This window comes from Caballeronia sp. A2-2 (assembly GCF_057612605.2).
This window is the reverse complement of sequence record NZ_CM172588.1, coordinates 750187-773755: the sequence shown is the minus strand read 5'-3', so window position 1 is coordinate 773755 and position 23569 is coordinate 750187. Positions and strand designations below refer to the sequence as shown.

Sequence of the window (23569 nt, the reverse complement as noted above, 5' to 3'; positions counted from 1 at the left end):
CACGCCTGTGTCCAATTGGGGCATGGACAGAAGTCTGAAACTTTCCTTGGATTCCCGCATTATGTTTGCTAGCATGTAATCGGGTCGCAGGTTACTGAGCTTTCGAGGGCGAAGACGTGACGCTGTGGCGTGGTGAATAAAATGGCTTGCAGGCCGTCAATACATGGATCGCGAGTCGTGAACGCGTCAAGCGCACGACTGCCCGTTTGCATCAATTGCGCATCATGACGTCATGAGTTTTAACGTCAGCGCCCTGGTGTGTGTCGGCGAGTATTCGACTTAAAAAATCGCACCCATTTTCGCGTGCGAACCAAGACGTACAAATGAATCAGACATGAACTTATTAATGCGGCAATGAATAAGCATTAAATTTCGATTCATGAAGTACGGTTGCAGCGCGATCGAGTGCGGCGCTGGCGTGGTGCGCGCTGACTCGTCTTTTCATCGCTGTACTTATCTCCCGGTGTCGGCAAGCGTCGTTCAGGCTAATGCGTTCCGTCTTCGTTCGTCGAACGGCGGACGGTGAGTTGCGCTCTCTATTCGCGTACCTTTGCAGGAGGGAACGTGGAAACAGAATTGAGTCTTCGAATTGCTAAAGCGTTGCGTCGCTGTGCATCGCATGAACAGGTGCTGACTTATCAGCGCTTTCATGCATTGTGCGAAAAAGGCGTTCCGCTCGTGACACGTTACGCGGCGCTCGAATCCGCCATCGAAACACTCGCGGATGTGCGCACGATCGATTACGGCGCGTTGATGGCGCTCGATAGCGGCTTGCCCGGCGCGGAGTTCTTTCAGCGCTATTTGCGGCACCGTCACGGCGAATATGTCACGCGCATGGGCGATCCCAAATACCACCGGCAAACGGTTGCACGCAAGCGCGCGCTGGTGGCCTCGGAGCGCGAGCGCGTCTATGCGCATGCACGTCTAGGACAGGACGCGCATGCGCGACAGGATGTCTTTGCGTGAAGGTGTTCCGGTATGCGCTCAGGCCTCGGCGGTTTCGTTGAGGCCTGCCTTCGCCACGACCCATTCGCAGAAGCACTTGACCTTCTCGATATTGCGTTCATTGACGCGATAAGAAAGGAAGTGCGTTTCTCGCGAGAGCGGCGCGAACACGCCCGCCCCGAGTTCGATGAGATCGCCGCGCGACAACTCACGTTCGGCCAGGCGCGTGGTTTCGAGCGCGACGCCCATGCCATCCACGGCGGCGGAAATCGCAAGCGCGGCGCGGTCGAACGATGGGCGCGGCCCGCGCGGCATTTCCAGCCCGTTCAATGCGAACCAGCCGGGCCAGGTCACACGGCTCAACTGTGAATCGATGAGCGTCATTCCGGCGATCTGCTCGGCGGGCGACACGCCTTCGCGAAGCACGCAAGGCGAGCACAAAGGCACGATTCGTTCGATGCCCAGCGCACGCGTCACCACGCCCGGTCTTTCGTGCGCGAAGCCGTAGGAGATCGCGACATCGACTTCGCGCACGCGTGCGAGATCGGCGGGCTCGGCGTCTGACGAAAGGCGAATGGTTACCGTCGGATGCGTCTGCATGAATTCGGGCAAGCGTGGTCCGAGCCATTTGGCCGCGAAGCTGGGTGCGCAATGCACGGCCAACACCTGCGCCTGCGGTTCGAGTGCCACTTCGCCACAGGCCGCTTCGATCACATCGAATACACGCCCCAGACTTTCATGCAGCCGCCGTCCCTCCGAAGTCGTCTCCACGCGCCGGTTGCGACGATGAAACAGCGGTCGGCCAAAGTATTGCTCTAGTTCCTTTACCTGATGACTGATCGCCGACTGCGTCAGATGCAGTTCGCTCGCGGCGAGCGTGAAGCTCTCAAGCCTTGCCGCCGCCTCGAATGCGCGCAAGAGAACGAAGTTTGGGATGCGCCTCATGGCAATTCCTTATGCATGAATGCATGTCATGGTTCTATGAACAGGCATCGTTTGTCTTTCGTCCGGCGCACAACGAACATGAGAGCCGTCGATAGACATCTGTAAAGCCGAAGCATCGAGCGCACGAACTCGATCTGTCAGGAAAGCGGCCTTGAAAAAAGCGGCGAATGCGCGCGAGACGCATTGACCTGCCACGCCGTGCTTGATCCAATCAGGAGACAAAACATGAGTTCCCATAGTCCTGTTGCCTATCTCTCGGGCGACGAGTCGTCCACTTACGCAAAAGTAACCTGGCGTCTCTTGCCGTTCCTTTTCCTGTGCTATCTCTGCGCTTATCTGGACCGCATCAACGTAAGTTTCGCTAAATTGCAGATGCTGAGCGATCTCAAGTTCAGCGAGGCCGTTTATGGCGCGGGTGCGGGCGTGTTCTTCATCGGCTATCTTCTGTTCGAAGTGCCAAGCAATCTGATTTTGTTGCGCGTGGGCGCACGGCGCTGGATCGCGCGCATCATGGTGACATGGGGTCTTATTTCGGCCGCCATGATGTTCGTGAGCTCGCCGACGAGCTTCTACGTCATGCGCTTTTTGCTCGGCGTGGCCGAAGCGGGCTTCATTCCGGCTATCCTGCTTTATCTGACTTACTGGTTTCCGGCCTCGCGCCGCAGCAAGGTGACCGCGCTTTTCATGACCGGGATTCCCATGTCCGGCGTGATCGGCGGCCCGCTCTCGGGCTGGATCATGACGCACATGGGCGGGGCACACGGTATCGCGGGCTGGCAATGGCTGTTCTTGCTCGAAGGCGTGCCGACCGCGATTCTCGGCATCGTGGCGTTCTTCTACCTCGACGACAAGGTGGCGGATGCGAAGTGGCTCACCGACTCGCAAAAGGCCATGCTCGAAACGAATTTGCGCGAGGAAAAGCCCGCCCACGCGCTTCATTCCGTGAAAGACGGCCTGATGCATCCGAAGGTGCTGCTGCTCAGCATCACTTACTTTTTCTTCACAATGGGCCTGTACGGCGTGAGCTTCTGGCTGCCAACGCTCGTGAAGGCAAGCGGCGTGTCGGACCCGCTCAATATCGGCCTGCTTTCCGCGATTCCCTATGCAGCGGGCGCTATCGCCATGCTTCTCGTCGGACACAGTTCCGACAAGCGCGGCGAGCGCCGCTGGCATCTTGCAGGCGCGGGACTGGTCGGCGCGCTCGGTCTTTATCTGAGCGTGGTGTATGCGCATTCGACATTGTTCGGCATGATCGCGCTGACCATCGCGACGATGGGCGTCGTGACCACCATTTCGCAGTTCTGGGTATTGCCGCCAGCCATTCTTAGCGGTGCAGCCGCGGCCGCCGGTCTTGCGCTGGCCAATTCGGTGGGCAGTATTTCCGGCGTGGTGAGCCCGTGGCTGATCGGCATCATTCAGACGCAAACAGGGTCGACCGGCAATGGCGTGCTCGGCCTCGCGGTGAGTCTCGTGATCGGCGCGGCGCTCGTGTTCACCGTGCCGGCGGCTTTGGTCAATAGCCGTCGAAACGCCGATCGATGATGTCGTGCAAGAAAGAATGGCCCTGCAAAAGCGGGGCCGCTCGCGCTTATAGCCTTCGTGCTTCACGTCGCTTCCGCTTTGCGTTGCTCGCTCAGGACAAGGCCCAGTCGTTCGACGAGATTCCTGCGCGCGTTCGCGGTATGCAGGTCCGTCAATTCCGAGGCACGTTGTGCGTCGCCATCGGAAATGGCGGTGGCGATCGCCGCGTGCTCGTCCCATATCGACTTGCGCTGTCCCGATGCCTGCAACACGGCGCCCATCACGCGACGCAGATGCACCCAGTGCGTATGCGCCGTTTGCGCGATGAGCGGATTGCCGGATGCCTCATAAATCGCGCTATGAAAGGCCATGTCGGCATCGATCATGGCTTTGACGTCATCGCCTCGGGAAGCGCGCCGTCCATGCGATATCAGCGACTTGTCGAGCTTCGCGTGGCGCTCCGCCGCGAGCCGCGCGGCAAGCGAATCGAGCGCGCCGCGAATTTCATAGAGATGGCTGATCCAGTCGGGATCGAGCGGCGTGACGAGCAGACCGCGACCGGGTGCATCGACGACGAGGCCGTCTTTCTTGAGCAGCCGCAATGCCTGCAGGACCGGCGAACGCGACACGGCAAGCTGCTCGGCGATCTCTTCCTGCGTGATGCGCGTGCCGGGGGCGAGCGAACCGGAACTGATGGCGTCGAGCAGGACTTTATAGACTTCGTCCACATAGTCGGTACGGGCCTGGAGCTTCAAAAGTTTGGCGGGCATGTCGATTACCGTGATGTCTGGATACAGAATACGGCAAGGTTACCGCCGCCTCATGCGGTGCGTCAACGCGATTGCTTCGGCATGCCAGCTTTTCTTCGTGTTTACCCATAGAGACAGCACTGGGCTGCGCCGCTAATCTTTGTATACAGAGTACGGAGTTCGGAAACCCGAATTCCGGAAACGAAAGAACTGACTAAACCGACCCACGAACGATGCGGAGACACATCCCCATGACCATCAAATCAGACAAGCTGGAAGGACAGAAAAGCAGCGGCGGCGCCACCACGAACGCAACGGTCAAGAAACTGGTCCCGTATGGCGGCTATTACGTGAACAAGGTGCCGGGTCATGATCCGGAACTGACCGAAACGGGTCCGGGCACGCCGATGGGCGAATACATGCGCGCGTTCTGGCATCCGGTCTGCATGTCGATGGAACTGACCGACACGCCGCGCTTTCTGAAGATCCTGAACGAAGAACTGGTGGCGTTCCGCGATGGCAGCGGCCGCGTGGGCTTGTTGCATGCACATTGCGCGCATCGCGGTGCATCGCTCGAATACGGTGCGATTCAGGAACGCGGCATCATGTGCTGCTATCACGGCATGGTGTTCGATGTGGACGGCGCGTGCCTTCATGTGCCCTTTCCGAAAGGCGAGGAGAAGGAAGCGGAGAAGTACGCGTGCTCGATTCGTCAGGGCGCCTATAAGGCCGTCGAGCGTCATGGCCTCGTGTTCGCCTACATGGGGCCGCCGGAAAACGAGCCGCCGTTCCCCGAATGGGAAGGCGACTACACCGTGATGCCCGGCGACGAACTCGTACCGTACAGCAACTTCCAGCATTGCAACTGGCTTCAGGTTCAGGACAACGCGGCGGACAACTTCCATCCGACCGCCTTGCATGCTGCCAAGAATGTCGTGAAGGGAAAGTTTCAGGGCACCACGTTCGACGAAGTGGGCGCGGCATCGATGGAAGTCGCACCGGACATGCATTTTCAGCCGGTGCAGCAAGGCCGCAGTCTTGCCTGCGCGGGTGCGCGCCGTGTGAACAAGGATCGCCTGTTCGTGCGTGTGCAACATCAGGTCCTGCCGAATTTAAGTTTGCATGCCTACACATCCGAGGACGGGTCAAAGAAGAAGCACTTCAGCCGCTTCCACATCATTCGCTGGACGGTTCCGGTCGATGACGAGAACAGCAAGATGATCGGCTGGCGCGTGATGGGTCCGGGAATCGATACGCGCGGCGTCGGCAAGAAAGAACTCGTGGGTTATGAATCGATCGACTTTCTCGATGGTCAGGTTGCATTGCGCCGGCCCGAGCGCTTCGGCAAATACAGCATCGACGAGATCGTGCCGATTCCGCCGAATCATCGCGAACGTCCGAACTATAAGGACGCGCAATACGCACCCGGCGATTACGAAGCCATCATCAGCCAACGTCCGATCGCGGTTCATTCCCTGGAGAATCCGACCAAGTTCGACGCCGGTGTGTTCCTGTTCCGCAAGATGCTGCGCGATGCCTTGCGCGGTTCGAACCCGGCTGCGTCGGCGGTGAATTTCGCCGAGTGGTTTCGCGAACACGCGGGTGCGCCCAATAGTTTCTGCTCGGGCAATGTCTTCGAGATCGAGCAGGGCGCGACGGTGGAGGAGGAAGTCGCGCGGCGTCGCAAGGTGCTCAAGCAGATCGTCAGCATTCTTGCGCAAAGCGAGACCATGAAAGGCGACGAGCGCAAGACCTTCGTGCAAGAGCGCTTCGAAGAACTCGAACAATCGATGAAAGCGTGACTGCATCGATCGAGGAAACATCATCATGTCAACGCAACTCAGTGCGCAGGCGGGCACGCTCGATCTGCTCGTGCGGCAAGTGCGCTATGAAGGCCGCGGAATCAACTCTTACGAGCTGGTGGACCCGGAAGGCGCGGCATTGCCGCCCTTCACGGCGGGCGCGCATATCGACATTCATCTTGCAGGCGGCGTGATCCGGCAGTATTCGATCAGCAATGCGCCGCGTGAGCGGCATCGCTATGTCATCGCGGTGTTGCGCGACGAGCGTGGACGTGGCGGTTCTCGCGCATTGCACGAGCAGTTGCGGGTAGCGGATATCGTTCGCGTGAGCCGTCCGCGCAATAACTTCGGTTTGATCGATGGCGCGCGCCGGGTGCTGCTCATTGCCGGCGGTATCGGCGTGACGCCGCTCAAGGCAATGGCGCATGAGCTCGAAGATGCGGGCATCGACTATGAAATGCACTACTGCACGAAAGATGCGGCCTGCGCGGCATTTTCGGAGGAATTCGAAGCAATGCGCGCGAGCGGCCGTCTGCATTTTCATTTCGATGGCGGCGATCCCGCCACCGGACTGGATATTCGCGGACTCCTGAATGATCCGGGCGAAGGGCAACACGTGTATTACTGCGGTCCGGGCGGCTTCATGAAAGCATGCGCGGAAGCGGCGGGACACTGGCCATCGGGCACGGTGCATTTCGAACACTTCAAGGCGCCCGAACGCAATCCGGATGAGCAAGCCGCCAACGACACGCTGGATGGTTTCACGGTTCGCATCGCCAGCACGGGACAGGAAATCGAGGTGTCGAAAGAGGAAAGCATTGCGGATGCGCTCGCGCAAGCGGGCGTGAGCATGGAGACTTCGTGTTGCGCGGGCTTATGTGGAACCTGCAAGGTGCGTTATCTGGAAGGCGAAGTCGAACATAACGATTGCATTTTGAGCGACGACGAGAAAACAGAATTTCTAACGGCGTGTGTATCGCGTGCGACCAGCAAGGTGCTCGTGCTGGATCTATAGCGAAATCGCACGAAGATTCTAAAGGCTCGGTTAGGGCGGACAAGGCAACTTGTCCGCCCTTTTTGCTTTAGCGCGAAGTCAATTTGCCTAAAGAAAAGACTCCATGTAAACCCGCTTGCCACATTTATTTTTTAGTGAAAGACTTGGCTCCCATCTGCTGCTTCGGATCGTCGTCCGATATACCGGACGATTGAAAACGGCAAAACGCCCGGTTATTTCATCGAGACCTGAACATGAGACTTGTGAGAGATTGCGCGAAGTACGTCCGTTGGTTTGCTCTTGCCGGTTTCGTCGCGCTGGCTGCCTGTTCAAAGGTAGAAACACCGGCGCAGGACGGCGCGGCCAGTTCCATTCTCAAGCAGGTTTTGCAACGCGGCACGCTCCGTGTAGGCGATTGTCTGAGCTTCGCGCCATTCGGTTTCTACAACAAGGATGGCCAGGCTGACGGATACGACGTCGATCTCGCCAAGGAACTTGCGAAGCAAATGGGCGTGAAGCTCGAAGTCGTCAATACGACAAGCGCGAACCGCATTCCTAATCTGCAAACCAGCAAAGTCGATGTGGTGTTCTGCAATTTCACACGCAATCTCGAACGCGCAAGAGAGATTGCCTTCACGAATCCCTATGTAGTGGCAAGCGAAGCCTTGCTCGTGAAAAAGTCCAGCGGCATCAAGTCGATCAAGGATATGAGCGGCCGTACCATCGCGACAGTGAAGGGATCGACCAATGGCGACGAAGTGCGCTCGCTGAACATGCAAGTCAAGATTCAGGAGTTCGACAGTTCGCAGGCGGCCATTCTTGCGGTCAAGCAAGGACAAGCGGACGCCATGATCGAGGACAATAACTTTCTCGCATATCAAGCCTCGCTCGATCAGGACTTGATGGTCACCGACGAAGCACTCGTGCCGCTCGAATACAACGCATTCGGCGTCAAGGCGGGCGATCAGGTCTGGCTCAATTATCTGAACCTGTTCCTGTTCCAGATCAATGCATCGAAGCAGAACGCGCAGCTTTACAAGAAATGGTTTGGTCAGGAGCCGCGTTTCCCGCTTAATCCGCAATATTGAGTCGAACTTTCCGAGGGAGGAAGCATGAGTTACGAATGGCTGACCCTGGCGAGTTATACGAATGACTTCGTGCATGCGGCGTGGCTGACGTTGCAGGTGACGCTGCTCGCCTTTGCGCTGGCAATGGTGCTCGGACTTCTGACCGCATTGGCAAGCGCATCGAAAAGCGGCGTGTTGCGCGCGATTGCCAGCGTTTATATCGAAGCGATCCGCAACACGCCCGTGCTGCTGCAGATCTTTATCGTCTTCTTCGGGCTGCCTTCGCTCGGCCTCACGCTGGACGCCTATACCGCCGGCGTGATCGCGCTGGGCGTGAATGTCGGCGCATATCTGGCCGAAGTATTTCGTGCGGGCATTCAGTCGGTGTCGAAGGGCCAACTCGAAGCGGCATCCATTCTCGGTCTCGAGCGTTCGCAGATCTTTATCGAAGTCGTGCTTCCTCAAGCGGCGCGCGCGGTCTATCCGGCGATCGTCAATAACTTAATCCAATTGTTGCTTGGCACGTCGTTGCTTTCCGCGATTGCTTTACCCGAATTGAGCGGCACGGCCACGGTCATCAACGCGCGCACGTTGCTTTATGTGCAGACATTCACGATCGTGCTGATTGCTTACCTTGTATTGAGTAACGTGCTGTCGTGGGTGGCGGCGCAAATTGGTTTGCGCGTGTTTCATCCGCCGCTCGTCATCAAGAAGAAGCCGAAACGCAAGTCTTTGATGCTGCGCCGTCCCGCCGCACGCACCTGAAAGGAGAGGACATGTCGAGCGAATTGTTGACGACCAGCCTGTCGATCCTTTTCCAAGGGCTTCTGATGACGCTCGCGCTGTCCGCCGCGTCCATCGTGGGCGGCACGCTGATCGGTCTCCTGGCCGCTGTATTGCGTTCTTTCGGCCCGTGGGGCACGGACCGCATCGCGCGGCTCTATACAGAGTTATTTCGCGGCACCCCGGTGCTCATCACGCTCATGTTCATTTATTTCGGCGTGTCGTATTTCGGTTATGCAATCGATGTCTTTGCCGCGGGCGTAGTGGGTCTTAGCGTTTATCAGGGCGCTTATATCGCGGAGGTATTTCGCTCGGGTATCGAGTCGGTGCCCAAAGGCCAGTGGGAAGTTTCGCAAATTCTGGGGCTATCCAAAACGCAAGCATTCTTCTCGGTCGTGCTGCCTCAGACCGGCAAGATCGTATTGCCGCCGCTCGTCGGACAATATCTTTCGCTTATCAAGGATACGTCCATCGTGAGCATGATCGGTATGTCGGAACTGATGCACGGCGGTCAGGCGATCGTCGATCGCGTCGGCCAGCCGGTGCAGATTTACGGGCTCGTCGCCGTGCTTTATTTCATCGTGTGCTTTCCGCTGTCGCAGTGGGTGCGCCGTCACGATCGTAGAAGGAGTGTCTTGTCATGAGTGAAGCGATTCAGGCGGTTCAGGCAGTCAAGCCGATCATCAATCTCGCGCAGGTCAGCAAGTCGTTCGGCGCCACGCAGGTCTTGCGCGAAATCACGCTCGATGTAAAGCCGGGCGAAGTGCTCGTCTTGATTGGTGCGTCGGGCTCGGGAAAAAGCACGGTGCTACGCATCATGAGTGGTCTTGAGACTGCGGACACCGGCGAAGTTTGGGTGAACGAAGTACCTTTGCACGACGCTAAGCGTGCGCGGGAAATTCGTGGCCATGTCGGCATGGTGTTTCAGCAATTCAATCTCTTTCCGCATAAGACCGCGCTCGGCAATGTCACGTTGGCGCTTATCAAGGCGCGCAAGATGACGCCCGCCGATGCCAGAAAACGCGCCATGGATGCCCTGGATCGCGTGGGTCTGGCCGATCGCGCGGATCATTATCCGAGCCAGCTTTCGGGCGGCCAGCAGCAGCGCGTGGCCATTGCGCGCGCGCTTGCCGTGGAGCCGGGCATCATGTTTTTCGATGAAGCCACGTCCGCCCTCGATCCCGAACTCGTCGGCGAAGTCACCGAAGTCATGCGCGGTCTCGCGCGCGATGGCATGACCATGGTCGTGGTCACGCATGAAATGGGTTTCGCGCGCAAGACCGCGGACCGCGTGGTGTTCATGGACCGTGGCGTGATCGCGGAGCAGGGCGCACCGGAACATATTTTCGTGAATCCGCAGAATGAACGCACGCGTCAATTCCTGCATCGCGTGCTGGATCACTGAATGAATTTGATGCGCGGAGAACAAAGGATGTCCTCAGTCGAAACGTCCCGCGCGCGCGGAGTCGATCGCGTGGTCGAGATCATGAAGCAACTGCATCTTGCGCGCCGTCCGCTGACGATGCGCGAATTGATCGAAGCCACGGGTGCTCCGCGTTCGAGCGTCTATGAACTCGTCACGATTCTGAGCGAAGCAGGATGGCTGGAAACGAGCGCGAACGGGAGTGTGTTCTTCGGGCGCGAGATGCATTATTACGGCTCGGATTACGCGGTTCACAATGATCTGATCAGCCGCGCGCATCAGGCCATTCTCACGCTGGTGCGCAATTTCGACGAGACCGCGCAGTTGTGCATGCTGGAAGGAAACAAGTACACGGTCGTGTTGTCGGAGAACAGTTCGCGGCCATTCAATATCAGCTCGGACATCGGCGTGAAAGTGCCGATTCCATGGACGGCATCGGGACGCCTGTTGCTGGGACACATGAACGCGCAAGCCATACGCGCACTCATTCCTGATGAGGATTTCCTGCTCGACAATGGCAAGCAAGTTGGCTTCGACGATTTCGTCGCGGACGTGCAGCGTGCGGCCGAACAAGGCTATTGCTGCACCACAGGCCTTTCCCATATCTTCCGTTATTGCATGGCCGCGCCGGTGCGCGACCGGTCCGGCTTCGCGGTTGCGGCATTATGTTTCATGACCAGCCGCGACACGGACACCGAGAAGAGAGACCTCATGTTGCAGGCGCTCATACAATCCGCCAAGGCGCTGTCCCAGCCCTATGGGCGCAATTGACGCTATCCGTCGAAATTCCCTCCATACGAATATCCACAGACAAAACTGCCGTTTGAACATCAAACGGCACGCCTTGTTCGCCAATCCCTAGCCAGATTAAGCATATTTTCCGGAATGGGTCGGTCACCCGTAAGCGAGCTTAATATAATCATAAGCAGCAAGCCGCGACGGGATGTGAGAGAAATCGTTTGCGTCTTGACGTCCTTAGCGGCGGAATAGCATTTGCTCCTGTTGATGAATCAAGGCCTTCTGGTCGAGGAGACATAGCGGCCATCACGAAGCAGAGATGCCGTTCGATACGGCACGGACCTTCGCGCGCTGCCAGTAATGAGGAAAACAAGAAATGACACCGGTTGTATTCGGCGGACGATTTGGATGGTTGCATCCGGGTGAGGGCACCCGAGGTGTGGTTCTGTGCAATACCTACGGTCATGAATTCGTCTGGACATACAGCGGCCTGCGGCATCTCGCCGATGCCTTGTCGGCGCGCGGCCTTTGGGTATTGCGTTTCGATTATCTCGGCACGGGAGATTCCGCGGGCGCGGATCTCGAAGCAGGGCGCTTCGACACGGCGATCGACGACATCGATTCGGCCGTTCAATTCCTCAAGTCTCAGGCGCAGATCGATCATGTGACCTTATGCGGCTTTCGCGTCGGCGCTGCCCTGGCGCTGTCGTCCGCATTGAATCATCACGTGGATGCGCTTGCGTTGCTCGCGCCCGTCATGAGCGGACGTTCGTACATGCGCGAATTGAGCGTCGTGCGCAAGACCTGGCTCGATCAGTTGCCGCCGCCGCTGCGCGAGATCCAGTCCACGGAAGGGCCGCTCAATGTGTTGGGGCAGCTTTATCACGACGATTTCAAGCGCGCGCTCGAATCCATCGATCTGGTCAGAAGCGTGAAGGACAGCGATCGTGCGCCGGCTCGCCGTGTACTGATCATGAAAGCGGGGACCGGTTCGAACGATCCGTTGGGCGATGCATTGGCCGCGAAGGGCGCCGATGTCCAGACGCGCCCGTTCGAGGATCTCACCGGCTTCCTGCAGGAATCGGCCTTCACGGTGATGCCGCGCCGCGCCTTCGAACAAGCTGCCGAATGGATCGCGCAGGGCGCGCAGGTGCAGGCGCGTTCTGCGCAGCCGGGCTTGCCTGCGGCGATCGAATGGCCGGATTTACGTGTCGAATCCGCCGATGCGATCGAGCGGCCCGTGCGCATCGGTGAGGAAGGATTGTTCGGAATCCTGTGCGAACCGCGCCGCACCCGGGATCGTGCGACGCCGGTATTTCTGTTGACCAATACATCCGCGAGCCCTCGCGTCGGAGATAGCCGGCTGTCGGTGCGAATTGCGCGCGAACTGGCTTCTCGCGGCGTGGCGTCCTTGCGTTTCGATGCGCGCGGACGTGGCGATAGTCCCGCGAGTCCGAATGCGGTGCAATCGGATACGCCGTATGGGCGCATCTACAATTTGCTGGCGACTCAGGATGCAGCGGCCGCCGCGCGCTGGCTCGCGCGTCAGGGATATCCGTTCATCTTCACATTCGGCATTTGTTCGGGCGCTTACCATGCGCTCAAGGCCGCGGTGATCGAGCCGAGCATCAATGGTGTCGTGTCGGTGAACATCCCGACGTTCAAGCGTCCTGAAGATACGACGCCCGAGGCGCTGCGCAAGAAAACGCGCAACTCGATGGCAGGCTACGCGCTTTCCATGCTCGAATGGAACAAGTGGAAAGCGATCATGCGCGGTGAAAAGAACTTGCTGCGCGTGGTGAATTTCATCGGCATGTACATGGCCAAGCGAGCGGGTTCGCGTGTCGTGGACGTATTGCATCTGGACCGTTTGAGCCGCGTGCCGCCAGAACTTGCGGAAACGCCCTTGCCGATGGTGCGCGCGCTCGATGCCAAAGGCGTGCGTACCACGTTCCTGTACGGCAGCTACGATGCGGGTCTCGATCTGCTCGCATCGTACTTTGGCAAGCTCGGTGCGCGTTTGTCGCGGTTTCCGTCCGTCGAGGTGAGGACGTATCCGAACATCGATCATTCGCTGTTCAACGCGGATTGCATCGGGCAAGTGATCGTTCTGTGCGAGAAGCTCATCAAGGATACGAGCCGGGAATTATCGGAACCTGCGATGACCGAACGCGCGACAGCGGTGCTTTAGGCGGTTCCGCTTTCGTGTCGCTGATGATAGGCGAGGTGCAGTTCGCGTACGCGTTGTGCCATTGCTTCGACGGGGCCATCGACGAGCGTGCCGGGAATGACGTCCTGAATGGACAGGGCCCGCACGGGTCCCGCCGATGCACCGAATTCCGCGCTCCAGCGTGAGAACTGCTCGCTGGAACTTGCATACACGATGCGGCCGAGTCCCACCCATCCATGCGCGGCGGAACACATCGGGCAATGTTCGCCGGATGTGTAGACCGTCGCGTCTTTTCTTTCCGTTTCGCCGAGATGGTTGGCCGCCCAGCGAGCGAGCGCGAATTCCGGGTGCTGGGTTTTGTCGCCACTGCCGATGAGGTTTCGTTCTTCCAGCAGGACACGGCCGTCTTTGGCGACCAGCAATGAGCCGAAGGGTTGGTCGCCTGCATTGAGCGCGGTTTCCGCGAGTTCGATGCAGCGTTCGAGGTGCTGGATGTCGACTTGATCGATCATGATGGGCTCAATGATTAAATTGACATAACGCAAATTATCGGATTTCTCGATTGATGCGGCAACAACCATCATGCCGCGTTCCAACGAAAACCGCGCCTCCAAATGAAACTTCTTCGAATACCGGCACACGCTTTGCGATCCCGGCGTGAAGCAGCACGTCCTCTTCATCTTCCCCTTTCCCTTTCCCGGAGACTCCGTCATGTCCATCACCGTCGGCGACTTTCTGATCGACCGTCTACACGCATGGGGCGTCCGGCGCATCTTCGGATATCCCGGAGACGGCATCAACGGCGTGTTCGGCGCGCTGAACCGCGCGAAGGGCAAGATCGAGTTCGTACAGGCGCGGCATGAAGAAATGGCCGCTTTCATGGCCTCGGCGCACGCTAAATTCACGGGTGAGCTGGGCGTGTGCATCGCAACATCGGGACCGGGCGCGACACATCTACTGACCGGTCTATACGATGCGCGGCTCGATCACATGCCCGTGTTGGCCATTGCAGGTCAGCAAGCGCGCGCGGCGCTCGGCGGTCATTATCAGCAAGAACTGGATCTTCCGGCGATGTTCAAGGATGTTGCAGGCGCATTCGTGCAGCAAGCGAGCGTGCCTTCGCAAATCCGCCATCTGGTCGATCGCGCGGTGCGGATTGCGCTGTCGGAAAAGCGTGTGACAGCGCTCGTGCTGCCGAACGATCTTCAGGATCTGGATTATGAATCGCCCGGCAGAAAGCATGGCACGCTGCATTCCGGAGTCGGATACGAAGCGCCCAGGATCGTGCCTTATCCCGACGATCTGCAACGTGCGGCCGATGTGCTCAACGCAGGAAAGAAGGTGGCGATACTGGTGGGCGCCGGAGCGCTCAAGGCCACCGATGAAGTGATCGCCGTCGCGGAAAAGCTCGGCGCGGGCGTGGCGAAAGCGCTGCTCGGCAAGGCCGCCCTGCCGGACGATCTGCCCTACGTCACCGGTTCGATCGGACTGCTGGGCACGGAGCCGAGCTATAAGCTGATGACCGAGTGCGATACCCTGCTCATGATCGGTTCGGGCTTCCCGTACGCCGAATTCCTGCCGAAGGAAGGCGCGGCGCGCGGCGTGCAGATCGACATCAAGGCAGACATGCTATCGATTCGTTATCCGATGGAAGTCAATCTCGTGGGCGACAGCGCCGAAACCTTGCGCGCGTTGCTTCCGATGTTGCAGGAAAAGACAGATCGAGCGTGGCGCAAGCGCATCGAGGGCTGGACGGCCGACTGGTGGAAGACGCTGGAAAAGCGCGCCATCGAACCCGCGAAAGGCGGCGTCAATCCGCAGCGCACCGTGTGGGAACTGTCGCCGCGCGTGCCGGCAAATGCCATCGTCACGAGTGATTCGGGATCCTGTGCAAATTGGTACGCACGCGATCTGAAGGTGAAGCGCGGCATGATGTGTTCGCTATCGGGCGGTCTCGCGTCGATGGGCGCGGCAGTGCCCTATGCGATCGCGGCGAAGTTCGCGCATCCGTCGCGGCCCGTCATCGCTCTCGTCGGCGATGGCGCCATGCAGATGAACAACATGGCCGAACTCATCACCGTGGCGAAATACTGGAAGCAATGGTCCGATCCGCGCTGGATCTGCATGGTGCTCAACAATCAGGATCTGAATCAGGTCACGTGGGAACAACGCGTGATGGAGGGCGATCCGAAATTCGAGGCATCGCAGGATATCCCTTCTGTGCCCTATCATCAGTTCGCGGAAATGATCGGCTTGAAAGGCCTTTATGTCGACGACGCCGAACGCATGGCGGCAGTCTGGGACGAGGCTTTCGCATCGGACCGGCCTGTCGTGATCGAAGTGAAGGCCGACCCGAACGTGCCGCCCTTGCCGCCGCATATCACGTTGCAGCAGGCCAAGGCCTTCGCGACCACGCTCATGAAGGGCGACCCGCAACAGGGTAATGTCATCGTCGATACTGCGCGGCAGGTTTTAGGGGCGGTGCTGCCGGGACATAAGGATTAGGCCCGCCATGCGGGGCGGACTTTCATCGTGCCGGTCGGCATCGCGCGCCGACGCCCCGCTCAATCATCAACCCCCGCCGATTCCTTGCGTTATTTTTCCGGTCCCGTCGCACGTTGGGCACGTCGCGCCTTCGCGCTTGCCCGAACCATTGCAATCGGGACACATGTCTTCGCCCGTGCCGGTGGTGTCGGGCTCGGCTTCATCGCCGGGATTGAGAGGAGGTTGTTGAGCCATTGCCGACTCCATGCAAAAGAGTTACCCGATGCAATCCACATCATTGCTTCATGGTGCCCGTGGAATTGCTGCCTGCCTTGCCGGACTGATCAGAATTGGGCGACATGCCTTGTTCTCGCTGCTGCATGAGTGTCCCGCTGCCTGAAGTGCCCTGCGAGACGCCGCCCTTCGAAGCGTCACCCATTCGAGCGGTGGGCGTCACGCCCGGCTGTTCCTGTTGCATTTGCGAGGACTGTTGGTTCGTCTGAGTGCGCGGCGCGTCCTGTGCGATGGCTGCGGTGCTGGCGAACGCTACGAATACGCCCGCGATCACGATAGATTTCATTTTCGTCTCCTTGACTGATCGGCGGCATGCGCGCCGCAATCAAGATGTCAGCATCGGACGTGCCGGGATGTCTCCGTAAGCGCGATTAGGTCACGTAGGATCAATCCTTCCAATCGCGGCGCTTGGACGTGGCTTTGGAACCCGAGGCGCCCTGAACTCCCGACTGAGCGTTCTTTTTTTGAATGCGCTGATCTTCGATGCGGCTCAGCGTGGCGGGATCCGTCCCAGACTGGCCCGCCGCGCCTGCACCGCCTTCCGTGCCGGCGGACTTCCCAGAATCGTTATGCGGTGTTGTATTGCCCGGCGGCGCGCCGTCCTGCTGCGCCCATGCACATGCGGGAAGCGCCGTGCAGGCGCATGCAAGCACTGAGATTACCAAAGCGCGAAAATTGCGAATCATGCGGACCTCGGTTCTTTCAAAGAGCGTCGGTGATCTTCGAGCAATTAGCGCACCGCGCAGCGAAAACGCCTGATAACTCGAAGGCATCACGTCCACGGCACATGCACACGATCCAAATCCCGATCCACCTGATAAGCCGCGCTGATCAGCGCCAGATGCGTCAACGCCTGCGGAAAATTCCCCAGCGCCACGCCGCTCGTTGAAACCTCCTCGGAAAAGAGTCCGACATGGTTCGCATACGCCAGCATCTTCTCGAACACGAGCCGTCCTTCGTCCACGCGTCCCGCACGAGCCAGCGCTTCGGCATACCAGAACGAACACGCGGAAAAACCACCTTCCATGCCGGGCAAACCGTCGAGCGTGGACCCGCGCGTATAACGAAAAATCAACGGATCGACGCGCAATTCACGGCCGATCGCATCCAGCGTTCCGATCCAGCGCGGATCTTTTGGGCCGATGAAACGTACCAGCGGCATCATCAGCGCGGAAGCATCGAGCGTGGATGAACCGGGCGTCTGCACGAACGACTTGAGTTCGTCGTTCCAGAACTGCTCGTGTATCTCGCGATGAATCTCATCGCGCGTCTCGAACCAGCGCACCAGAGGCGCAGGCAGCGAGCGCTTTTCCGCCAGACGCAGCGCGCGATCCACCGTCACCCAGCACATCAGCCGTGAATGCAGCAAGGGCCGTGTGCCGTTGCGAAACTCCCAGATGCCGTGGTCCGGTTCACGCCAATGTTCCACCACATAATCCACGGTACGCGAAACGTGCCGCCAGCCATCGTAGGAGATCGCTGCGCCGTACTTGTTGTAGAGATAAACGGAATCGAGCAACGCGCCATAAACATCGAGCTGAGTTTGCGAGCGCGCTTCGTTACCGACGAGCACATCGTTCGGCGGGCCATCGCCGAGGCTTTCCAGACGCGTCTCTTCGAGCGCATCTTCCCCATCGACCGCGTACATCACGCGCAGCGAGCCATTCGAACTGCAATCGCGGCTGCGCTCCGCGATCCACTTGCCGAAGCGCTCCGCTTCACCCGTATAACCGAGCCGCAACAGCGCATAAACGGAAAACGCGGCATCGCGAATCCAGGTGAAACGATAATCCCAGCGGCGCGAGCCATCCGGCGCTTCGGGCAGCCCGAAAGTCGGCGCGGCGACAATCGCGCCGGACTCGTCGGAACTCAGCATCTTGAGCGTGAGCGCCGAACGCAACACCACTTCGCGATAACGTCCACGGTACGTCGAACGTGACGACCATTCCTTCCAGAAATCGATGGTCTCCTCGAGAATCGCATCGAAGTTTCCCTTGAGTTTGGGCAGCGTGGCCGATGCCCCGAACGCGAAATGCGCCGAATCGCCCTGCTTCAGTTCCAGCGTGGCGTGAGCATCGTTATCGTCGATCGAGAGCGGCACCGTGCCGAACAGCTTCACCGGCGGCGTGCCATCGGCTGGAAAGAATTCGATACCCTTTTCAAAGGGCCGCGCCTCGTGCTTCACGCGTGCATAGTCGAAACGCGGGGCACACCGCACATCGAGCGTCATTGTTCCGTACACCAGACGAATGATGCGCATGACGCAATTCGGCACCGCATCGCTGCGTTCGGGAATGCCCGGCACCGGCATCAGATCGAGCAGCTCGCACACGCCCTCGCCTGTCATGAAACGCGTGAGCAGCACGTTGGTTTCGGGCAGATACATCTGCTTGACGTTGGCGTGTTCGGCGCGCGGCGTGATGGAGAAAGCGCCGCCGCGTTCGCTGTCCAGAACCGCGGCGAACAGCGTGGGCGAATCGATGCGCGGATAGCACATGAAGTCGATCTCGCCGCGCAGCGAAACCAGCGCGGCCGTGTTCATGTTGCCGATCATGCCGCGCGCATCGACGGGCAAGGCGGCGGGGGGTACGTGCTGAGAGGCGTGACCCATTGCGAGAGGCTCCAGGACAATTCGTGCAAGAGCCTGCAAGTCGCATTCCTGTCATTCGTAATGATCGAGACAAAAATACGACGACGTTCTATTCTCTCGTTTTTAGCGCGCGGCGGTACTGGTTCCGGTAGCGGATGCGGCCGACTCCGGCGTCAGGGCAAAGGCGCTTTCGCTCGCAGGCGTGCCCTGCGCCACGGCCTCGGTCTGTGCGGGCGAAACTTCCGCGTGCCGTGACGATTTGCCGAAGCTCGCGATATACACGACCGCCGCGACCGCGACGCCCACCAACAACGCAACCACTGCCACGCCCGACGTTTTTCGTCTCATCGGTGCTCCGAAAGAAAAAAGTTGAGGATACGATGTGCGGATTTTGCGGCCCGATGTTATCAACCCACCCATCGCCGCGATGGTGGCACATCGCGCATTGCACCTACAAAAGAGGAAATTTATGCATGCTGTCGCGGCATTCAATCTGATGCTCGTCGCGTTGATCGCGATCATCGCGCTGGAAGTGCTCGCCAAGCGCCTGCGCCTGCCGCCCGCAGCCGCACTGCTCGTCGGCGGCGTGGCGATGGCCTTCATACCGGGCCTGCCGCGCTTCGAACTGGACCCGGAACTGGTGCTGGTCGTGTTCCTGCCGCCGCTTCTGATGTACGGCGCGTACTTCTTTGTGTGGGAGGACTTCAAGCGCAATCTGAGCGGCATTCTGCTGCTCGCCATCGGCGCGGTCGCGTTCACGACCTTCGTGGTGGGTTATGCGGTGCATCTGGTCGTGCCGGAGCTTCCGTGGGCCGCATGCTTCGCGCTGGGCGCGGTGGTCTCGCCGCCCGATGCCGTCGCCGCCAAGGCCGTTCTGGAGCGCGTCTCGCTGCCGCGCAGGCTGATGGTGCTGCTCGAAGGCGAATCCTTGCTCAACGATGCCGCGGGCCTCGTGCTGTTCCGCTTCGCCGTCGTGGCGGCGTTGAGCGGCGTGTTCAGCGCGCCGCGCGCAATGGGCAGCTTCGCGCTGCTCGCGCTCGGCGGCGTGGCGGTCGGCATCGTCGCGGGCTTTATCGCCGTGCGTTTGCTGCGCGCGCTGGAGGACGATTATCTCGTCATCACCACGTCGATGCTGACCGCCTGGGTCAGCTATATCGCGGGGGAAATGCTCGGCGTGTCGAGCGTGATTGCCACCGTGACGTGCGGGATGGTGGTGGGCTGGCATCAGCACGAAGTCTTCAGCGCGGCGCAGCGCATGCGTGGCACCGCGTTCTGGCAGATCGTCGTGTTCGTGCTGGAAGCGCTGGTGTTCGTGCTGATCGGATTGTCGCTGCGCGGCATCGCGGTGCGGCTTGGTGGCGTGGGGCACGCGTTCTCGCTGCTCGCGCCCGCGACGGGCACGGTCATCGGCGTGGTGATCGTGTCGCGCTTCGTGTGGATGTATGGCGTCGAGGCCATCAAGGGCGTCGTGTGGATCGCGACGGGCCGCAAGAAAGAGAGCGAAGACGGCGAGCCGTGCGGACTCGAACCGAACTGGCGCGCGGCGACCATTCTCGGCTGGGCTGGCATGCGCGGCGTGGTGACGCTCGCGGTTGCCCTCTCGCTGCCGGACGACATGCCCGGCCGCGATCTCATCATTTTCGCGGGATTCGCGGTGATTCTCGTCACCGTGCTGCTGCAAGGCACCACGATGGGCCCGCTCATTCGCTGGCTCAACGTGCGGCGCGGACGCGAACGCTCGCTGCGTCATCTGAGCGAACCGCAGGCGTGGGCGCGGCTCGAAGCGGCGCAACTGGCCGCCATCACGCCGCTCGTTCACGATGAAGGCGGCACGGTGATCCATCCGCGTCTGTTCGAGCAATACAACTACCGCGCGACGCTTTCCAAGCGCTTCGAGGATCTCGAAGAATTCCCCGACGATGCCCGCCACGCGCATTACGATGTCGTGCTCGCGGCCATCGCGGCGGGGCGTGCGGAACTGCTGCGGCTGCATCGCGGTGGCCTGATTCACGATGAACTCCTGCATTCGCTGGAACGCGAGTTCGACTTGCAGGAGATCACGGCGGAACACGCGCGCGGTTGATTTAGCTTGTCGCGACAGCGGCGCGTTGTTCTTCGTGCCGCTTCTTCTTGCGCCGCGACAGCATGTTCAACGCTTCCACGAAACCGGCGAAGCCCATTGCCGCGTAGATATAACCCTTCGGAACGTGCGTGCCGAAGCCTTCGGCGATCAGCGTCATCGCGATCACCATCAGGAACGCGAGCGCCAGCGTGACCACCGTCGGATTACGTTCGATGAAGCGCGACAGCGGTTGCGCCGCGAACAGCATGGTGGCGACCGCGAAGATGACCGCGATGAACATGACCGGCAAATGCTCCGTCATGCCGACCGCCGTGATGATGCTGTCCACCGAGAACACGAGGTCGAGCACCAGAATCTGGCCAATGGCGGCCCACGCCGTCAGCGTGCCCACGCCCGAGCCGGATTGCTCGCCATCCGTGCCCTTTCTGACATGGTGGTGCATCTCCTTGGTCGCCTTCCAGACGAGGAACAGGCCACCGCCAAGCAGAATGAGATCGCGCCACGAAAACGCGTGTCCGAAGACTTCGAAGACCGGCGTGGTCAGACGCGCGATCCACGCCACGGTGCCGAGCAACGCGAGCCGCATCACCAGCGCGAGCATGATGCCCATGCGTTGCGTGCGCGCGCGCTGTTCCGGCGGCAGCTTATTGCTGAGGATCGAAATGAATACGAGATTGTCGATGCCGAGCACCACTTCCATCACGATCAGCGTGACGAGCGCGGCCCAGACGGTGGGATCGACTGCGAGGGAGAGAAGGTAGTCCATGAGGAATGGATGAATGGAATGAGTTGAAGTTCAGGGCACGATCTTCCGTCAAACGTCACGTAGAAAAAATAAGCGATAATCGAATGGAAAGTTCGGTTTTTACGAACCTTGGGTTACCTGAGGCGCTTATGCTCAACTATCGTCATCTGCATTATTTTTGGGTCGTCGTGAAGGAAGGCGGGTTTGCGCGCGCGGCGGAACGGCTGGACATGGCCGTGCAGACCATCAGCGCGCAGGTGCGCGAACTGGAAAAGTCGCTCGGGCATCAATTGCTGAAGCCGGAGGGGCGCGGCGTCGCGATGACCGAGGCGGGACAAGTTGCGTACGCGCGTGCGGAAGAGATTTTTCAGCTCGGGCAAATGATTCATGAAGAAGTGCGCGAAGCGGCCAGCGGCACGCAGGCGCGCCTTGCTGTTGGTCTGACGGATGGCATCTCCAAGCTCGCGGCGCACGCCCTGCTCTCGCCCGTGCTTGGCAATCCTTCGCTGCGGTTGCTGTGCCATGAAGGCGAAACGGACGAGCTATTGAGCGAACTCGCGCTGCACAAGCTCGATCTCGTGCTATCAAGCCATCCCGCGCCGCACAATCACAATTTGCGGCTGACGAGCGAGCGATTGGTGGCATCGCCCGTTGATTGGTATGGGCCTGCGGCGCTGGTTCGTAAAAGCGCGGTGTCGCAGTTTCCGGCGTGTCTCGCCACCTTGCCTGTGCTGTTGCCGACCGGCCATTCCACGCTGCGCGCGCGTCTGGATCGCTGGATCGAGGCGCAAGGATTGACGCCGCGCATCGCCGGGGAATTCGAGGACAGCGCGCTCATGGCGGTGTTCGGCGCGCGCGGGCTCGGCGTGTTCCCGATGGCCGAGTTCGGTGCGACGGACGGGCCGTTGCTGCCCGGACTGCGCCTGCTGGGGCGCTCGCCGGAGGTCAAGGAAGAAGTGCATGCCATCGTGTCGCGGCGCGGGCGGCATCATCCGCTGACACAGCAGATCATGCAAAGCGTGTAGGTTCGGTTTTTCCGAACTTGAGCTTCCGTTCTCTCTGCTTTTTTGAATGCGCTGTTCGACATACGCTGGACTCTCAAACCCAAGGAGCCATTCATGAGAGTCCTGTTCAAGTCCCGCGATCCCGAAGCCATTGCGATGCATTCGCTCGCGAAGGCGCGCAGCGAGTTCGTGTTCCGCCGTCTGGCGTGGCTCATTTCGAAGGCGACGGTCAGCCTGTCCGATATCAACGGCCCGCGTGGCGGCGTGGATAAACGCTGTCAGGTGGAGATTCAGGTGACGCGCGAGAAAACCGTGGTCGTGACATCGATTGCACGCGACTGGCGAGCAGCGATCGATCTCGCGCTGGCCCGCGCGGCTCGCACGCTCGTTCGCAAGCGCCAGACCACCAAGCCGACGCGACGCGTGCGTGCGCGCACGCTGGCATGGGCCGAACCCGCCGAAGCATGATTTAAAAGCGCGCGATTACGATACGAATGGCAGCTTCCGGTCGCGCGCTTCCACCAGCATCGACACCGTGATCTTGTGGACTTCGAGCTTGCTCTGTGTGATATGCGCGCGCAGCAGCATGGCCGCTTCGCCGTGCTTGCCGCGCTCGATGAACCTGAGCATGGACGCGTGTTCGTCGTAAGTCGCACTCGTGCGATGCGCCTTCAGAAAATCCAGCCGCCGCACGATGCGGATGCGCTCCGTCACATCGTTATGCACGCGCAGGATTTCGGCATTGCCCGCCGCGCGCACGATACCGCGATGAAAGCCCTCGTCCATGCCGAACATCGCGATAGGATCGCTTTCACGCGCTTCCGGCGCCACGCACCAAATTTCTTTTAACGCTTCGATCTCCGGATGATGCGGCGACGCCGTGCTGCCGAGCTTGTCGAGCGAAGCTGTCTCCAGCACGATCCGCAAATCGTAAAGCTGATCGAGCTTGCTGAAGTTGATGTCCGACACTTTCCATCCGCGCCGAAAACCGACTTCGAGATAGCCTTCGCGCAGCAGGCGAAACAGCGCATCGCGCATGGGCGTGCGCGACACGCCGTAATGTTGCGCGATGTCGGTTTCCGAGAAGCGGTCGCCGGGAAACAGCCGGAAATTGAAGATGTCCTGCTTGAGCCTTCGATAGACCTGTTCCGCGAGCGGATTGGCGCTTTGAATCGCCTTCACCACCGCGCTGTCCGGTTCTGCTTCCATCATGCCGCCGGTTTTATTCGAGC

Annotated in this window: 24 protein-coding genes; 14 read left to right on the top strand and 10 right to left on the bottom strand. The window is 59.8% G+C overall.

Annotated elements, in window-relative coordinates:
• The first annotated feature begins 564 nt into the window (after window positions 1–564).
• Window positions 565–966, top strand: coding sequence for a hypothetical protein (locus ACZCWR_RS19875; RefSeq protein WP_487304695.1), 402 nt, complete (start codon window positions 565–567; stop codon window positions 964–966).
• Window positions 967–984: 18 nt separating this feature from the next.
• Here the strand turns inward: ACZCWR_RS19875 and ACZCWR_RS19870 are convergent, their stop codons facing one another.
• Window positions 985–1890 carry a LysR substrate-binding domain-containing protein gene (locus tag ACZCWR_RS19870; protein ID WP_487304694.1) on the bottom strand — a complete coding sequence of 302 codons (906 nt, stop codon included), beginning with the start codon at window positions 1888–1890 and terminating at the stop codon, window positions 985–987.
• Window positions 1891–2115: 225 nt separating this feature from the next.
• Here ACZCWR_RS19870 and ACZCWR_RS19865 point away from each other — a divergent pair, with 225 nt between their 5' ends.
• A complete protein-coding gene (locus ACZCWR_RS19865; RefSeq protein WP_487304693.1) occupies window positions 2116–3432 on the top strand; it encodes an MFS transporter in 1317 nt (438 codons plus the stop codon).
• A gap of 62 nt (window positions 3433–3494) precedes the next feature.
• Here the strand turns inward: ACZCWR_RS19865 and ACZCWR_RS19860 are convergent, their stop codons facing one another.
• Window positions 3495–4181, bottom strand: coding sequence for a GntR family transcriptional regulator (locus ACZCWR_RS19860; protein ID WP_487304692.1), 687 nt, complete (start codon window positions 4179–4181; stop codon window positions 3495–3497).
• Between the two features lie 230 nt (window positions 4182–4411).
• On the opposite strand from ACZCWR_RS19860, the gene ACZCWR_RS19855 reads away from it, so the two are divergent.
• The 8 genes from ACZCWR_RS19855 (at window position 4412) to ACZCWR_RS19820 (ending at window position 13158) form a co-directional block, all read left to right on the top strand.
• On the top strand, window positions 4412–5962 hold the full coding sequence (locus tag ACZCWR_RS19855; RefSeq protein WP_487304691.1) for a Rieske 2Fe-2S domain-containing protein: 1551 nt from the start codon (window positions 4412–4414) through the stop codon (window positions 5960–5962).
• Window positions 5963–5987: 25 nt separating this feature from the next.
• Window positions 5988–6977: a PDR/VanB family oxidoreductase gene (locus ACZCWR_RS19850; RefSeq protein ID WP_487304690.1), complete on the top strand. Its 990-nt coding sequence runs from the start codon at window positions 5988–5990 to the stop codon at window positions 6975–6977.
• 233 nt (window positions 6978–7210) lie between these two features.
• The gene (locus ACZCWR_RS19845) at window positions 7211–8044 is read left to right on the top strand and encodes an ABC transporter substrate-binding protein (RefSeq protein WP_487304689.1); all 834 of its coding nucleotides are present in this window, start codon (window positions 7211–7213) and stop codon (window positions 8042–8044) included.
• Between the two features lie 24 nt (window positions 8045–8068).
• Entirely contained in the window at window positions 8069–8788 is a 720-nt protein-coding gene (locus ACZCWR_RS19840) for an amino acid ABC transporter permease (protein ID WP_487304688.1), read from the top strand.
• A gap of 11 nt (window positions 8789–8799) precedes the next feature.
• A complete protein-coding gene (locus ACZCWR_RS19835) occupies window positions 8800–9450 on the top strand; it encodes an amino acid ABC transporter permease (RefSeq protein ID WP_487304687.1) in 651 nt (216 codons plus the stop codon).
• Complete coding sequence (locus ACZCWR_RS19830; RefSeq protein ID WP_487304686.1) at window positions 9447–10211, top strand: amino acid ABC transporter ATP-binding protein; 765 nt, start codon at window positions 9447–9449, stop codon at window positions 10209–10211. Before ACZCWR_RS19835 ends, ACZCWR_RS19830 begins: the two co-directional genes overlap by 4 nt.
• Before the next feature lie 27 nt (window positions 10212–10238).
• Complete coding sequence (locus ACZCWR_RS19825) at window positions 10239–11000, top strand: IclR family transcriptional regulator (RefSeq protein ID WP_487304685.1); 762 nt, start codon at window positions 10239–10241, stop codon at window positions 10998–11000.
• Window positions 11001–11343: 343 nt separating this feature from the next.
• The gene (locus ACZCWR_RS19820; protein WP_487304684.1) at window positions 11344–13158 is read left to right on the top strand and encodes a serine aminopeptidase domain-containing protein; all 1815 of its coding nucleotides are present in this window, start codon (window positions 11344–11346) and stop codon (window positions 13156–13158) included.
• On the opposite strand, the gene ACZCWR_RS19815 is transcribed toward ACZCWR_RS19820, so the two are convergent.
• Complete coding sequence (locus tag ACZCWR_RS19815; protein ID WP_487304683.1) at window positions 13155–13721, bottom strand: nucleoside deaminase; 567 nt, start codon at window positions 13719–13721, stop codon at window positions 13155–13157. The two genes, ACZCWR_RS19820 and ACZCWR_RS19815, sit on opposite strands and share 4 nt — an antisense overlap.
• A gap of 127 nt (window positions 13722–13848) precedes the next feature.
• On the opposite strand from ACZCWR_RS19815, the gene ACZCWR_RS19810 reads away from it, so the two are divergent.
• Complete coding sequence (locus ACZCWR_RS19810; protein WP_487304682.1) at window positions 13849–15642, top strand: thiamine pyrophosphate-requiring protein; 1794 nt, start codon at window positions 13849–13851, stop codon at window positions 15640–15642.
• Window positions 15643–15708: 66 nt separating this feature from the next.
• Here ACZCWR_RS19810 and ACZCWR_RS19805 read toward each other — a convergent pair whose 3' ends face one another.
• The 5 genes from ACZCWR_RS19805 to ACZCWR_RS19785 form a co-directional block, all read right to left on the bottom strand.
• Window positions 15709–15876, bottom strand: coding sequence for a hypothetical protein (locus tag ACZCWR_RS19805; RefSeq protein WP_487304681.1), 168 nt, complete (start codon window positions 15874–15876; stop codon window positions 15709–15711).
• Window positions 15877–15916: 40 nt separating this feature from the next.
• Complete coding sequence (locus ACZCWR_RS19800; protein WP_487304680.1) at window positions 15917–16201, bottom strand: hypothetical protein; 285 nt, start codon at window positions 16199–16201, stop codon at window positions 15917–15919.
• A gap of 100 nt (window positions 16202–16301) precedes the next feature.
• On the bottom strand, window positions 16302–16601 hold the full coding sequence (locus ACZCWR_RS19795; RefSeq protein ID WP_487304679.1) for a hypothetical protein: 300 nt from the start codon (window positions 16599–16601) through the stop codon (window positions 16302–16304).
• 86 nt (window positions 16602–16687) lie between these two features.
• Window positions 16688–18526, bottom strand: coding sequence for a glycoside hydrolase family 15 protein (locus tag ACZCWR_RS19790; RefSeq protein ID WP_487304678.1), 1839 nt, complete (start codon window positions 18524–18526; stop codon window positions 16688–16690).
• Between the two features lie 102 nt (window positions 18527–18628).
• Entirely contained in the window at window positions 18629–18853 is a 225-nt protein-coding gene (locus ACZCWR_RS19785) for a hypothetical protein (protein WP_487304677.1), read from the bottom strand.
• 121 nt (window positions 18854–18974) lie between these two features.
• Between ACZCWR_RS19785 and ACZCWR_RS19780 the strand changes: the two genes are divergently transcribed.
• Window positions 18975–20588: a Na+/H+ antiporter gene (locus tag ACZCWR_RS19780; RefSeq protein ID WP_487304676.1), complete on the top strand. Its 1614-nt coding sequence runs from the start codon at window positions 18975–18977 to the stop codon at window positions 20586–20588.
• A 1-nt stretch (window position 20589) separates the two neighbouring features.
• On the opposite strand, the gene ACZCWR_RS19775 is transcribed toward ACZCWR_RS19780, so the two are convergent.
• The gene (locus ACZCWR_RS19775; protein ID WP_487304675.1) at window positions 20590–21354 is read right to left on the bottom strand and encodes a TerC family protein; all 765 of its coding nucleotides are present in this window, start codon (window positions 21352–21354) and stop codon (window positions 20590–20592) included.
• A 128-nt stretch (window positions 21355–21482) separates the two neighbouring features.
• Between ACZCWR_RS19775 and ACZCWR_RS19770 the strand changes: the two genes are divergently transcribed.
• Complete coding sequence (locus ACZCWR_RS19770; protein ID WP_487304674.1) at window positions 21483–22358, top strand: LysR family transcriptional regulator; 876 nt, start codon at window positions 21483–21485, stop codon at window positions 22356–22358.
• Window positions 22359–22451: 93 nt separating this feature from the next.
• The gene (locus ACZCWR_RS19765; protein ID WP_487304673.1) at window positions 22452–22805 is read left to right on the top strand and encodes an HPF/RaiA family ribosome-associated protein; all 354 of its coding nucleotides are present in this window, start codon (window positions 22452–22454) and stop codon (window positions 22803–22805) included.
• Window positions 22806–22820: 15 nt separating this feature from the next.
• Here the strand turns inward: ACZCWR_RS19765 and ACZCWR_RS19760 are convergent, their stop codons facing one another.
• Complete coding sequence (locus ACZCWR_RS19760) at window positions 22821–23549, bottom strand: GntR family transcriptional regulator (protein ID WP_487304672.1); 729 nt, start codon at window positions 23547–23549, stop codon at window positions 22821–22823.
• Window positions 23550–23569 lie beyond the last annotated feature (20 nt).